Source organism: Sphingobacterium sp. xlx-130, assembly GCF_011007405.1.
In the GTDB taxonomy this organism is placed as follows: Bacteria; Bacteroidota; Bacteroidia; order Sphingobacteriales; family Sphingobacteriaceae; genus Sphingobacterium; species Sphingobacterium luzhongxinii.
On record NZ_WFKN01000006.1, the window covers coordinates 363,578 to 378,078 of the forward strand.

General features: G+C 42.1%; 12 protein-coding genes. 7 read left to right on the forward strand and 5 right to left on the reverse strand.

All coding sequences use genetic code 11. The annotated features are described in order from the left end of the window. Positions 1-135 precede the first annotated feature (135 nt). Both G7B18_RS13055 and G7B18_RS13060 read left to right on the forward strand, forming a co-directional pair. The gene (locus tag G7B18_RS13055) at positions 136-642 is read left to right on the forward strand and encodes an RNA polymerase sigma factor (RefSeq protein WP_164122936.1); all 507 of its coding nucleotides are present in this window, start codon (positions 136-138) and stop codon (positions 640-642) included. A 75-nt stretch (positions 643-717) separates the two neighbouring features. Then, complete coding sequence (locus tag G7B18_RS13060; protein ID WP_164122938.1) at positions 718-1,476, forward strand: Ku protein; 759 nt, start codon at positions 718-720, stop codon at positions 1,474-1,476. Here G7B18_RS13060 and ligD read toward each other — a convergent pair. Beyond that, positions 1,468-3,888, reverse strand: coding sequence for a DNA ligase D (gene ligD / locus G7B18_RS13065; RefSeq protein WP_164123170.1), 2,421 nt, complete (start codon positions 3,886-3,888; stop codon positions 1,468-1,470). The genes G7B18_RS13060 and ligD overlap by 9 nt on opposite strands. A gap of 187 nt (positions 3,889-4,075) precedes the next feature. On the opposite strand from ligD, the gene G7B18_RS13070 reads away from it, so the two are divergent. The 4 genes from G7B18_RS13070 to G7B18_RS13085 all read left to right on the forward strand — a co-directional run bounded on the left by G7B18_RS13070 (position 4,076) and on the right by G7B18_RS13085 (position 7,737). Continuing rightward, a complete protein-coding gene (locus G7B18_RS13070; RefSeq protein WP_164122940.1) occupies positions 4,076-4,675 on the forward strand; it encodes a hypothetical protein in 600 nt (199 codons plus the stop codon). A 23-nt stretch (positions 4,676-4,698) separates the two neighbouring features. Then, a complete protein-coding gene (locus G7B18_RS13075) occupies positions 4,699-4,860 on the forward strand; it encodes a hypothetical protein (protein ID WP_164122941.1) in 162 nt (53 codons plus the stop codon). A gap of 228 nt (positions 4,861-5,088) precedes the next feature. Then, on the forward strand, positions 5,089-5,457 hold the full coding sequence (locus G7B18_RS13080) for a hypothetical protein (protein ID WP_164122944.1): 369 nt from the start codon (positions 5,089-5,091) through the stop codon (positions 5,455-5,457). Between the two features lie 147 nt (positions 5,458-5,604). After that, positions 5,605-7,737, forward strand: a complete 2,133-nt coding sequence (locus tag G7B18_RS13085) for an ATP-binding protein (RefSeq protein WP_164122946.1) — start codon at positions 5,605-5,607, stop codon at positions 7,735-7,737. Positions 7,738-8,136: 399 nt separating this feature from the next. Here the strand turns inward: G7B18_RS13085 and pdeM are convergent, their stop codons facing one another. The 4 genes from pdeM to G7B18_RS13105 are packed head-to-tail and all read right to left on the reverse strand — an operon-like array spanning position 8,137 to position 13,811. Next, positions 8,137-8,784, reverse strand: coding sequence for a ligase-associated DNA damage response endonuclease PdeM (pdeM, locus tag G7B18_RS13090; RefSeq protein WP_164122947.1), 648 nt, complete (start codon positions 8,782-8,784; stop codon positions 8,137-8,139). Beyond that, positions 8,781-11,231 carry a ligase-associated DNA damage response DEXH box helicase gene (locus G7B18_RS13095; RefSeq protein ID WP_164122949.1) on the reverse strand — a complete coding sequence of 817 codons (2,451 nt, stop codon included), beginning with the start codon at positions 11,229-11,231 and terminating at the stop codon, positions 8,781-8,783. The genes pdeM and G7B18_RS13095 overlap by 4 nt, the downstream gene beginning before the upstream one ends. Further along, positions 11,215-12,816 (reverse strand): ATP-dependent DNA ligase, encoded by a 1,602-nt coding sequence (locus G7B18_RS13100; protein ID WP_164122951.1) that lies wholly within the window; start codon positions 12,814-12,816, stop codon positions 11,215-11,217. Before G7B18_RS13100 ends, G7B18_RS13095 begins: the two co-directional genes overlap by 17 nt. Next, positions 12,813-13,811 (reverse strand): ligase-associated DNA damage response exonuclease, encoded by a 999-nt coding sequence (locus tag G7B18_RS13105; protein WP_164122954.1) that lies wholly within the window; start codon positions 13,809-13,811, stop codon positions 12,813-12,815. The genes G7B18_RS13100 and G7B18_RS13105 overlap by 4 nt, the downstream gene beginning before the upstream one ends. A gap of 130 nt (positions 13,812-13,941) precedes the next feature. Here G7B18_RS13105 and G7B18_RS13110 point away from each other — a divergent pair, with 130 nt between their 5' ends. Continuing rightward, positions 13,942-14,391, forward strand: coding sequence for a hypothetical protein (locus tag G7B18_RS13110; protein WP_164112313.1), 450 nt, complete (start codon positions 13,942-13,944; stop codon positions 14,389-14,391). Positions 14,392-14,501: the final 110 nt, after the last annotated feature.

The following is a 14,501-nucleotide window of genomic DNA, read 5'->3' on the forward strand; positions in this document are numbered from 1 at the left end:
CAAAAAACCAGCGTATTTTCACCCAATCTAAGTATATATATCCTTTCTAAGGTGGCGAATACCCAAATTATTGAAAATCACGGCATCTTGCATATTTTTTGTAACAGGCTTAGTACATCTAAAAATAACTTCAACATGGAAAACAAAGATTTGAACCTACAGCTTATTGAATACCGTTCGGTATTGAAAAGCCTTGCCTACAAGTTTACCAATGACCCAGAAGACATTCAGGACTTAGTCCAAGAGACACTTATGCGTGCATTAAAATACGTAGATCAGTTTTTTCATAATCCACGGGTAATATCCTGGTTGTTTGTTATTATGAAAAACATCTATATTAACCATTACCGAAATCGCAAACATAGGCATCTTTATGAAAGTAATAAAGTTTCCGAACTGCACGATCTAGGTTGCCATGAACCATTTACCGAGAATACTGTAGAAAAGAGCTTGGTATTAAAGGACGTGGAGCACGCCCTAAAGCGACTCCCTGCCGAACACAAAGAAATGTTTGAATATCATGTGCAGGGGTATAAATACAAAGAATTGTCCGAACTATACGGCCTTCCGGAAGGAACGATAAAGTCACGTATTTTTCTGATACGGAAGAGTCTACAAAAGCAGTTCTCACACTATATGTAGCCCTAGGAGGCGGATCATGTACACTAATCCGCCTTTTACTTGTTTAATCAGATACTATTTAAAAGGACAATCATCATGAGAGCAATATGGACAGGAGCGATCGGCTTTGGTTTGGTCAATATCCCTATAAAGATCTATAGCGCTACACAGAGCAGTAGCCTAGATCTAGATATGCTAGACCGCATGGACCAATCCAATATAAAGTACAAACGTGTCAATAAGAATACGGGCAAAGAAGTGAGTTGGGACAATATCGTCAAAGGATACCTGCTAAAAAAAGACAAGTATATTGTGTTGGAAGACGCCGACTTTGAAGAGGCGAGCCCAGAGAAGAATAAAATGATAAACTTACACTCCTTTGTCAAAATAGAAGAAATAGACAGCATATATTTTGAAACTCCCTATTACTTAGAACCCGCCAAAGGGGGCGAAAAGGCGTATCAGCTGCTCCTTAAAGCGCTCGAGAAAAGCAAGACAGCGGGTTTGGGATCTTTTGTGATGCGTAGTGCCGAGATTCTCGCCTTGATCAAGCCTTACAGCAATCTATTGCTCTTGAACAAATTGCGCTTTGAAGAAGAGATACGTAGTCCTGACGAACTAAAAATCCCTAGTAATACAAAAATGAAAAAGAAAGAAATAGACATGGCTTTACAATTGATAAATCAACATGCACAAACCTTCGATATCTCGTCTTATAAAAATGAATATACAGCCGATCTTCTAAAAATTATCAAGCAGAAGGCCAAGGGTAAGCATACATCTATACGTAAAATCCACGTCGAACACACCAAGTCTACAGACCTATTGGAGAAACTGAAGGCCAGTCTAGCCTAATCGCTTCAACGATTTTTTAATATCGACAGGTTTACTCCAGATTTCTGCCCATGGGTTCTTAACTTCTTTCACCCGCTTTAACATACTCTTTATCGTAAAGCTTTTGGTATCAAGTCCGGGACGAACCTCATCCCAATTCAGTGGTGCACTCACAGTAGCCCCAGGCTTGGGTCTTAAAGAATAGGGAGCAGCCATAGTCTGTCCTCTTCTGTTCTGCAAAAAATCTAGATAGATCATTCCCTTACGCTTTTTAGGATCGCGCACTACGCTTGTGGTCTCCCGGCACCGCTCATGCAAGGTTTCGGCCAATAGCTGAACAAAATCGCGTACGATATCGTAGTCATATTTTTTAGCAACATTGAGATAAATGTGTAATCCGGTAGAACCCGATGTTTTGACAAAAGAAGGCGCCCCCATTTTATCTAGAAATTCCTTAGCGAGCAGCGCCACGCGGATTACCTCCTCAAAATCGGCTCCGTTAGGATCTAAATCCAGTACTGCGAAATCTGGATTTTCTGGTTTCTTGTAAGTAGCTAGCCATGGGTTTATCTCGATGGAGCCTAGATTGGCTATATACAATAAGGTGGCTTTATCATTGCATATAATATAATCAATCTCCTTACCTGTACTTTCCGCATGGATAGGCACTGTTTTTACCCAATCCGGAATTTTATCGGGGTCGACGTCTTTCTGAAAAAAACTCTCGGCATCAATGCCGTTAGGAAAGCGATGTAATGAGATCGGTTTATCCTTCAGATAAGGCAAAATATGATCTGCCATCTCCTCGTAGTAAGCGATCATCTGCCCCTTAATATAATTGTCCTGTGGCCAATACACTTTATCTAGATTGGTAAGTTGTACCGTCTTGCTTCCAATAGTAATACTCTCGTCTTTAATTTCCATATGTAATTCTTCTGATTCGATTTCTAAAGCCTCCTTATCTGTACGTAACATCTTAAACACAGGATGCCGTAAACGCCTATCCAATGTCCATTCGGAATAATACACCTCACAGATAAGCTTAGGGACCAACCAAGTCACCTCCTTTTCCTTAGCCACCTTTACTCCTTGTGGGAAGGGTTTTCTATCATTTGCTATACTTTCCATACGCTTATAGATCGTCTTCAGGGATACTTCGTCAAATCCCGTCCCGCAATTACCGATATACGTCAATAATCCCTTCTCATACATTCCCAAGACCAGTGCACCAAAATACGATCTGCTCCGTTGTGGTGTAGTGTAGCCACAGATGATAGCCTCTTGGCTACATTTCAATTTATACTTTAGCCACTGTTTACTACGTACTCCTTCGAAATAGCGACTTTCCTTTTCTTTAGCAATGATACCCTCCCAATTGTGCTGCTCTGCCTTTTGCCTTAAGGTTGCTACGTCGCCGTGTAATTCCTCCGCTAGCTTGATCAGCTTACTACGTTTCAGACGTTTTAGCAATAGTCTTAGCAAATCTTTACGTTGCACCAAGCTGTAATTGGTAAGTATCTCATTTTCCAAGTGCAGGATGTCAAATACATAATAACGGAGCTGCAAGGCGCCTGGGATGGGCTCACCCCTAGCGATGAGTTGAAAATATGGACGGCCCTGCTTGTCTTCGATCACGACTTCACCATCAAGACTCACTTCCCTATCCAGTGCTAATAGCTCTCCGACAATCGATGGAAATAAATGATTCATGCTTTTTCTACTGCGCGAATAAAGCTGCACCCCCTTTGCAGATCGTACTGCCAGTATCCGAAAGCCGTCATACTTCTTTTCATACAGCCAATCTCCTTCTTTGGGGAGCAGATCGACCACCTTGGTAAGCATAGGCTTAGGTGGTGGCTGTTCCTTAAAAACGACACCTGCCTCTTTAATACGCTCCGCTACGCGGTCTTCACTATTATATGGCGTATCCGTCGAGTACTTATCCTGATGTTTGATCAATAGCCAAGCCTTGCCATCTCCTTTCATCTGTACCAATGCAAATTCACCACGCAGAATATGGCCAAACAGTTTAAACTTCAAAGCTCCTCTGCGCCAATTCCTCAAAAATTCGGCTTCATCCTTTGCTTCTGAAAACTCGTAATAGCCCGAATCAAAAATGTGGACCGTCCCCGCCCCGTAATTACCTTTGGGTATACTCCCTTCAAACGTAGCGTAATCTACCGGATGGTCTTCGACCTGCATGGCCAATCGTTTGTCTTTGGGATATAAGGAAGGTCCTTTAGGTATCGCCCAGCTCTTTAACACACCATCCAACTCAAGTCTAAAATCATAATGTAGCCGCGACGCATGATGCCGCTGTACCACAAATCGCAGTTTACGCGCACTTCTATTTTTTGAGCGTGAAGAAGCTCCTTTCGGTTCATCCGTAATACCAAAATCCCTTTTCTTGATGTATGTCGTAAGCTTCGCCATTTCCATATTTCATAACAGCAGAACAATCGACTGTCCCGAAGGTTTTTAAAAACAGGGCGTGACGACCCGCGGAAGCGTATTTACCCCGAGCGCAAAGCGTACTTTATATCCAAAATCGGGTATTTTGTACCACAACCAGATACATACCGAACTGTTAAACTCCTAAGTACCCAAAATCAATACAATTATGGCAGAGCAAATTCCAGAACATATCGAAGGTAGGTCTTTCGATTACTTTAAAAGCTTAGATTTTTCCAGTACCAACGAAGCGGAACAGCTTTTTGAAAAAGCCAAGATCAAACTGTTGGATGTCAATCATTGGGATGATATCTCAGGAACCCCATCGACCGTATTTAAAATAAAAGATGAACAAGGACTGGAACTGGACCGCCTTGTACAACAGGGCGATTATATACAGATAGATATACCAGGACCGGGCCTCCCATCGGCCAATGGGTATGACTGGGTACGCGTAGAGTCTATCAATGAAGAATCTATTAATGAAGGTCGGCATATCTGCATCACGTTAAGGCCAAGTGCAGATCCTACAGGTGAGAATAACGACACAGCACATTTTTTCAAGCGTTTAGCCACCTCGTCCATTCAGATGGAACAAAAAGACAAGCATGTTTTTTTTCGTTATGCCGGTCGCAATGAAGTGATCAATACGGACAATAGCTTGTTGATGGACAATTTCAGAAATTTTATGGTAGGTCTAGGCGCAAAGATGGGCGCTTCGTTCCCCCTGTGGAAAGCCTTAATCGAAGGTCTAGGCCATATGCGTTAAATATACATTAAATCGATTAAAACATGAAAAAGCAAAAATCAACAACAACCCCAGAAGAAAATGAAAAAGAGTACCGAGATCGTAAGCCTAAAACAGCAGTTGAAAGTAATACGGCCAAACGTCCAGAGAAAGATACCAATCCACTCCCTCCCAACCCGAACAAGGTCGATAATCACGAGGATTAAAAAAGTGGTGTTTCGCTATAGAAACACCACATACTATTAATCCAGCTATGGATAACACGAACAACAATAGCAGCCTGTACGATGTAATCAGATCAGCTACAGATAGATTGCTCGCTGTTAGAACAGCGATAATCCGAAAACGTTTAAAACAATTTCCATCTAAAAAACACAAGCTTAATCCCTCTTGGCCGTTAGTAGAAATATCAGCATGATTAAATAGGAGGAACAATGAGAAATATAGATACGAAAATCACTAGATACAACCAGGGACTTATCGTATTTAGTGTAATACCAGTAACGCCCGATGACGATTATCCCTTTGGGAAGGAGGACGACAAATATGATGGCGATAATCAATACCTGGATATAGGCGGCACAAACGATGTATATCGGAATAATCCATCTAAAAGTCTACGTGATTCGGATCTTGTCGACGCTGACCCACTCAAGGAAGAGCTAGCTGTGCCCCCAGAAAATGATGCAGGTAAAAAAGAAATAGACGATGAGGATATAGCGCCGCCTTGTGAAGGAGATCAAGATGACACTAGCCTACACACGCTCAAAGAAGATGGCAACTCCTTAGACGCAAACCATTAAACACGAAATAAGGCTCACCATTTCTAATCTACTTAAGCCTTAGATAAGGAAGGTTGATTTAGCCCCCTACAAAAAAAAGACAAGAAAGATCTATTTGGTATTGCAATAAAATAGGTATACCTTACATTCAAACTACACCCCTATCAAATGACTGAAAAAAACTCAGTGAGTTCTAATTCCCTACATCCATTGGCGGTGAAAGCGCATGGGCAGTTTATCATAACAGATCTTCAGAAAAAAATAGTAGCTGTTAGCGAAAACCTGTCGTGCAACCGAAGAGACATTGATTGTATCATCGGGAGTGAACTCGAAGTTTTTTTAAAGAGTCGTTTTTCATCTTTACATGAGCTTTCCGCTTTATTAAGTGACCCATCAAAAATCAGTGACAGTGGAAGAACTTTTGTTATAAAAGACGATATACGTGCTTACTACCTACAGGTTCATAAAACAGCCGAGCAGCTTTTCATTTGGATAGAAGAGAAAGTATCGGAAATTATATTTTCTTCCGAAATGAATGATTTCACACCAATTGACACTGAAACACAGTCCTCCATATGGTGTGAACTCCTAGAAAATATACAGCGGATAACAGAGTCAGACAATGTCATAGTAGGGCAGATCTTTGAAGACCGGACGAGCCGCGTAATAGCAACAACAGATAAAGAGTTTGCATACATAGACAAATTGTTTTCAAAAAGCTTTATCTCGCCTGCAATGTATGACTTCTTTTTAAAGAATGAGTTGATGTATATACCCGACATTGAAAGACGTCAACAACGTATCTTTTGTAAGGAAGCTGTACAGGCTATACCCATTGAATACTTGCCTTTACCCCAACAGCCTAAGTTTTCGAGTGTAACCTCTGCAAAATCTACCTTCACAATTCCCATAATAATAAATAAATGTCTGTGGGGAATCGTCGTATGCCTGAACCGAAATTCAAAGCAAATCGACTACCAAAAAAGGATGCTTTGCCAGCTCTTAGTACAAAATGCCTCAGTACGTCACGATGAAATTTTGCAGAAGAAAGGAATTGAATTTGACAAGATTATTAAAGAAACAAAAAAGGTATTTGACGACAATATTACGGATGGCCGATCGCTTAATTATTGTTTAGTGCAGCATATCGAGAATATATCAAAACTAGCAAAAGCAGATGGCGCAGCTATTTATCATCATGGTGTGATCCATACGTATGGAAGCACCCCCTCCAACGTACAAATCAATCAAACCATTGATTTAATAAAGCAGTTCGGAAAAAAAATTTTTAAAGATAATAATTTCAGGCTCAAACGAAAGCATCTTTTTAGTGCACCACTCCCCATCGCGGGAGTTGCGGCCTTACAGGTTGCCGATGAGAAAGATCATTCTATACTATGGTTTAGGAATGAAAGCAAAACATCGCTGATGGAAATATGCGACCCCGTGGATGAGGATAAACAAGTAAAAAGTAAATGGGACTTCCAGCTGAAAGAAACCGAGATCATAGATACTGCTCCCTTTTGGGACGACGAAGATCTCTCTTTTATCCGCAGCCTTGATAAGATGATAACCAAGGCTGTGATTATCAGAGCTAAAGAAGAAGCAAGGACAAAACAGATGTTAATCACAGCGAATAATGAATTGGAAATGATCACTTACACCCTTTCTCATGATCTTAGAAATCCATTATCAGTAGCTAAATTGAGTGCTCAATTATTGCAAAGAAAGCCCGACATGTCTAAAGAGACTCAAATTGCCTGTATATTAAATATAAAGGCGGGTTTGGACAACATGGAAAGTCTAATTAATAAAACCGTCGCCTTTATGCGATCCAAACATATTACCATTATAAAAGAACAGGTCGCAATACATCCTCTCCTGCAAAAATTGTTCGAAGACAGTAAAAGTCTTAATAATAATTTCCACTGTACGTTAGAAATAGCTGAACTGATTCCTGTCTACGGCGAAAAAGCGACGTTAATACAGATTTTTTTCCATATTATAGACAACTCCGTCAAATTTAGCAAAGTGAAAGATCCTCATATTACAATCTCGAGCTACCAGCAGGAAGGCGTAATCATATACCAAGTTACAGATAATGGCATAGGTATACCATCAGGGGAATTAAATATGATAAAAAATGCCTTTTACAAAGGTAAAAATGCATTGACGTATCCCGGTGCTGGTATAGGGCTAACATTGGTACATCAATTGGTAAAAATGTTAGGTGGCTCGCTAACGATCGAGAGCGCTCTGAATCAAGGAACTACAGTCACAATAAACTTCCCTAATAAGTAAAAAACACATTGCATTGCTAAACCGCGGTTCCGGAAAATTCTTCCTTGGCAAAATTTGGCCTACTTTAGCAGAATCAATCGTCCGAGCTCCACAATAGAACATGCACAGGTTCAGAACGAAACGAATCAGACCCTTCACGCAGCCCAATACACGTACAGTGGAATAAAAATGCATCTTGACGACAAACAGTTCGGTTATAAAAGGCTTTCCGAGTAGGTGTCTCTAGCCATTTTATCATTAGGAGAATGAGTATTATCTACCCTTATCCACATAATTAATAAAACCCGTACGACCAGTATTAACAATAACCCTATCACCAAGACAAAGCCTTTTTTCTTTTTACTTCTAAAAGTGCCATATCAATCATTTTTGTTGCATGCACACAGTATCAATAAAAGTTCAAAACATCGCTATAACCCCGTTGCCGACGATAGCAAATAGTCGGCTAGCCCCCCTATCCTTTTGAATTTGTAGTCCTGTCCAGCGACCAAAAGCCGGAAGTATAAAAACATTATCCTGTAGAACAAAACAAGGTAGACGAAATACCTGCCTGCCACGGCCCTGAATCTGTATACCCGGATGGAGATGCCCCACTATATTCAAGATATGGGCAGGTATATCGGGCCAAGGTTCGTGCGATAAAATAATGCGATCTCCAAGCGCTAAATAGTCCACTACTTGAAGGGGGGCCTGGTGCAATACGGCTTCTGAAAGAATATCGTGGTTACCTTTGGTAAGAATAAATGCCATCTCCTTAAACTGTTGTAAATACATCAGGAATTCATCCCACTCTCTGTTCCAGGTCGAATGAAAGAGGTCTCCCAAAAATACTACCTGCTGCACTTGAAGACGCTGCAGTATACGTGTGAGGCGATCAAACTCCTCCTGCAATTGCATCGGCGGCACAAAAAAGCCTTCCTGCCTAAAATGTCCCAATTTACCCAGATGCCAGTCCGAAAGTACCACGGTATGATATGCTGGAATATATAACACTTTCTCTGCTAATAAAACCAAACTTATGCCTTCCCATTCTATTTGCTTTGTCATTGTTCTAACCTCCCTGTTAGTTGTAATTTTAAACGATCCAGTCGGCTTTGCCAATCTTCATTGCTATATCTCTCGCGAAAGGATTCTGAAAATATAGGAAAGGCAAAAGGGGTTAACTTATCCGGAAAGGTCAAAATAATCTTGTGGGTACTTATACGTTCAAAAGCACGTTGCATGCGCCCCTCTTCCAATTGAAAATCAAAGACCTCATCATAGGCTTGGCGCAATAGTAAATTATCTGGATCGTAATCCGCAAAGACCGAAAAAAACAACCCCGCATTTGCCTGTAAATGTTTGCTCTTCATCTGCTTTCCTGGGTACCCTTGAAATACCAGACCTGCAATTCCTGCGATGTCCCTAAAACGTCTACGGGCCATCTCTTGTACATTAATACCCGATGTAATATCTTGGTGAAGTTCTTTAGGTGACAGCAATTGGGTCATTAAGTCCAGATCGACAGAAAATGGTGTGGCCGATAATAACTCAAAGCCGTATTCGTTGCTAGCGATACTAAAAGTCACAGGCTGTAGCTTTCCTATACGATAGGCCAATACCTGAGCCAGTCCTTCGTGGACCAACTTGCCATCAAACGGATAGACAAAAAGATGATAGCCATATCTGGTATGGACGTATTCTACTAAAAGTTCGTCCTCCTGCGGTAATCCCGAACGTCGTTCCTGCTCCTTAAATAAGGGAGTTAAAAATTTAATCTCCGAACTCTTTCCGGATTTTTTGTGAATATGGCTAAAGCTGTGTCGAATCGCAATCCCCAAATCCGGTGATATCGAAAAACGCCCTCCCATCCAAGAAGGTACTACTCCGGTCTTGCGGGTGCTCGGCTTTACGATTGCTTCTATATTACGAACGTGGATAAGCTCCAACTGACGACCGGAAAACCAAAATACATCACCTGGCTTCAATCTGGAGATAAAGGACTCTTCAATACTACCAAGATACTTACCTGACATAAACTTCACACGTAGCATCAGATCGGAAACAATAGCCCCCACACTTAACCGGTGTCGCATCGCTAATTTACGGCTTTCGACCTTATACAGCCCAGCATCCAATACGAGTCGATGAAAATCGGGATAGGCCGACAAGGACCTACCGCCATGAATAAGCATAGCCATACACTGGCCAAACTCTTCCTTACTGATTTCCGCGTAACAGTGTGTAAGCTTCAGTTCGTTATAAATCATCTCTGCATCAAAGCCGTCGCCTACAGACAAAGTAGTGAGGTATTGTAGCAGTACATCAAAACTGCGAACGTAAGGAATACGCTGCTCTACAATATGGTTTGCTACTGCATACTTTAAAGAATCGCCTTCGATAATCTCTAAAGAATTGGTAGGCACATAGTAAATATACGAAGTATCATAAGGCCGATGTCCTGATCGTCCGGCACGTTGCAAAAAACGGGCTATCCCTTTAGGGGAGCCTATCTGTATTACGCAATCCACTGGGCGAAAATCAACGCCTAGATCCAAGCTGCTGGTACAAACCACCGCTTTCAACCTCCCCTCATGCAGGGCCTGTTCGACCCAATGCCTGATATCCTCACTCAGTGAGCCATGATGGATCGCCAACACCCCCGCAAACTCCGGATAGTGTGTGATAATCTGCTGGTACCAGATCTCCGACTGCGAGCGCGTATTGGTAAATATCAAGGTGGTACGATAGCGCTTGACAATATCGACCACTTTGTCCAAAAGCTTTATACCCAAATGACCGGCCCAGGGAAATTTTTCCAAGCTATCGGGCAAGACAGTCTCTATCGACATCTCCTTTTTTATAGCCGCACGAACCATTACTCCCCTATGTTGCTTTCCCAACAGTATTTCCTGTGCTTCTTTCAGGTTACCTATGGTCGCAGACACCCCCCATATCTTGAGGTGCGGATTGATCGCCTTAAGACGACTCAGGGCTAATTCTACGAGTACCCCACGTTTGCTTCCCAGCAATTCATGCCATTCGTCCACCACAATAAACTCTAAGTGTTTAAAATAGTCTACCGCACCTTTGGAAGCCAAAATAAGATGTACGCTTTCCGGCGTGGTTATTAGGGCCTGTGGTGGAGATTTCCGCTGTTTCTGACGATTCAAAGTTGAGGTATCGCCGGTACGCAGTTCAACTTTGTAGTCCAGATCCAGATCAGCATTCACAGCTGATGTGGCCTTATGGATCTCTTTGGATAACGCCCGTAAAGGAGTTACCCATAGTGTATGTAATTTATCAGCTTTAAATTTCGCCTTCTTTTTCAGGAACCGATCATTTCCGTAATAGTGCTGCAATATACCAAACCATAATGCGAAGGTTTTGCCAAATCCTGTGGGCGCATTCAGCAGGCCAGATTTGCCTCGGGCAATAGCAGCCCAGGTCTCTTTCTGAAAATCATGAGGTTGCCAGCCCTGATTAAAAAACCATACTTCAGCGAGTTGATTCATCGAAAGACTGTATCAAAGTTAATAAATCCTGTTTCGTATTTGCCTCTTGGGCGGTCTTATCCTGCCTCCACCTCGCAATGCGTGGAAATCGGAGTGCAATACCCGACTTGTGTCGAGCGCTGTGATTTATTCCCTCAAACGCTAATTCGAATACCAATTCCGGTTTGACACGACGTACAGGTCCAAATTTTTCGATGGTATTACGCTTTATCCAATAATCGATCTGAAGCAACTCTTTATCCGTTAATCCTGAATATGCCTTTGCAAAAGGAACCAATGTACCTTCATCCCAAACAGCAAATGTATAGTCGGTATACAGATTGGCTCTTCTGCCGTGCCCGGATTGGGCATAGATCAACACACCATCAACCGACATAGGGTCTGTCTTCCATTTCCACCAATTACCCCGTTTGCGGCCCACCTCATAAACACTTTCTTTATGTTTAAGCATCAGCCCTTCCGCGTTGTGCTGCCGGGCATCCGCTCGAAAAGACGCAGCTTCGTCCCAGCTAGTAAAGTGCTTGATCTCAGACAGTCTTAATATATTATATACAGGATATCTAGAAAGGATTTCCGCTAACAGTTTTCGTCTTTCCATAAGAGGCTTACCACGGAGATCCTTTCCCTTCCATTCCAAAATATCGTAACAGACCATTACTAACGGTACTTCATCGAGGCTACGTTTAGTAATATTCTTCCGAGCTATACGCGTCTGCATCCTCTGAAAATCCAATGGTCGGCCATCCTTCCAAGGGATTATTTCACCGTCGAGTACAGTACCATTAGGCAGAATGCACTGGAGTTCCTGAAATTCAACAAACTTGTCAGTCATTAAATCTTCCCCGCGACTCCAAATAAAAACCTCGTCCTGACGAATGATTATCTGTCCACGGATACCATCCAGCTTGGGTTCGATGATCCAGTCGCTGATAACGGCACTATCGAAAAATGAAAGTTCTACAGGATAAGCCAAAAAAAACGGGTAAGGCAAAAAATGTTTATCTTTTAAAATTTCCTGATGGAATAAGGTGGTAAAACTCTCCTGAAAAGGATCCCAACGGCCCATCATCCGATGCTCAACAACAGCTTCCTCCATAGCCAGATAATTAGACAGCGCTCTGATAACCAACTTTCTGGACACCCCCACACGGAAATTACCGGTGAGCAATTTATTGAACAAAAACAGGCTTGTTCCGGTCAAGCCAGACCAGTATTTTTCTAAAATAGCACGTTGCTGAGCTGGTAAATACCCATCCATAGCGATAATATCTTGCAAGATGGAAAATAATTTAAATTCTATGGTATGTCTATCCTGAGGTAATACCAAGGCCAAGGTTTCTGCAAGATCCCCCACGACATAGTACGATTCTTCCAACAACCATAAGGGGATGCTCGTCGATTCGGCAATCCATAATCTCAGATCTGTGGTTTTTACAGGACGCTTAGGCTTATACCCCATAAGCACCGATACGGCAAGAAGCTTTTCAGCCTCCGCTGCGGATTGCAGATATTCAACGATAGCCAGTACCTTTTCAGAAGTTTTCGTCGTAGAATCGATCCGTTCGAATAGGGTTACAAAATTCATTCCTCTCCCTCCATGTCATCACTATAAAGAGTCTGCAATACCGAAGAACGCATCCCATAATGTTCAGTCGCCCAACGCGCAAAACTGGCTTCGTAACCATGCGTCAGATAAATATGAGAAGCTCCGGTATTTTTTACCGCTTGATTGAGTTGATTCCAGTCGCAATGATCAGATAGCGGGAAACCTTTGTCCATCGATCTGCGTCTTCGAGCCCCACGTAACTGCATCCAGCCACTACACATGGCTTGACGATAGGGCTTCAACTTCCTTGTCCATGGACTACCATTAGCGGATGGCGGGGCTATAATTAAAGCTCCTTCCATCTTGCTCCGATCAATGGCGGACGACAGCCGCGTCCCCGGGAAGTTGTAGCCGATATCCGAAAGGGCATCATTCACATTTGCTACTGCTCCATGCAAGTAGATATCTCCCAAAGATTGATCCAGGTGTGCGAGTATATTCTGTGCTTTACCCAGTGAATACCCATATAACACTGTATTGTAACCAGTTTCACTATTTAATTTCCACCATGAATTAATATCAGCGTACACTTTTTGCGAGTTGGGAAACTGATAAATAGGTAATCCAAATGTACATTCTGAAATAAAATGATCACAAGCAAGCTGTTCAAAGGGTACACTTACCCCATCGTGTTCAAGCTTGTAATCGCCAGTAAACACCCACACTTCATCTGCATACAACAATCGGATCTGTGCCGAGCCTATGATATGACCCGCCGGATGAAAAGATACGGTCACTCCGTTGAGTTCGAAGCACTCTTGATAATCTACCCCTTGCACCGATTGTTCTCCACCTAGCCTGAGCTTTAAAATCGGTACTGTATCATGGTGACAGATATAATGCTGCATCCCCCACCGCATATGATCACTGTGACCATGCGTGATCAATGCTGTTTTTACAGGTCTCCAAGGGTCGATATAAAAATCACCTCGTTTACAATATAAGCCATTTTCGTTGACCGTCAATAAGGACATATTTTATCGGGTATTTATAAACTATACCTAATGCTAACAAGCGACCCGACTTATTGTTTAAAACTAATAATAGACAATGAACTTTCGTTCGAAAAAACTGTTTTAAAAATGTATCAAAAATTATAACGACATGAATGCAAATACACAAAACTTAATTGCGGGAGCCATCGGAGCCATCGTGTTAAATGCAATACACGGCCTGGCAAAGAAAACAATAAAAAACGCCCCAAAAATAGATGAGGTCGGTAAAGAAGGTGTCACCAAAGCCATAAGGTCTGTAGGTCTGACGTTGCCATCAGAACAAGTGATCGAAAATACAACAACAACATTCAACCTGGTCACAAATACATTGTCCTACCGGATGATCGGCGAATATAAATCGAAAAATCTACTACTAGCGGGTGCTTTGCATGGACTGACAGTAGGGCTAGGCACCCTATCGCTTAGTAAAAAGCTAAATCTGGACGAAAGGCCTGTGACCAAAACATTCCTGACCGAATGCTTAACGGTAACTTGGTATGTATTAGGCGGAATGGCAACTGCCATGGCGCTAAAGGTAATCCGCAGCAAAAGTAGCTGAATGCCGGAGCCGAAAAGCCTATGTTGCAGTCAACGAACTGAATAGCAAAACAAAGCGTTATAACACTCATTTATAATATGTTTTAATACTAATATTAATTAAAAGTTTAT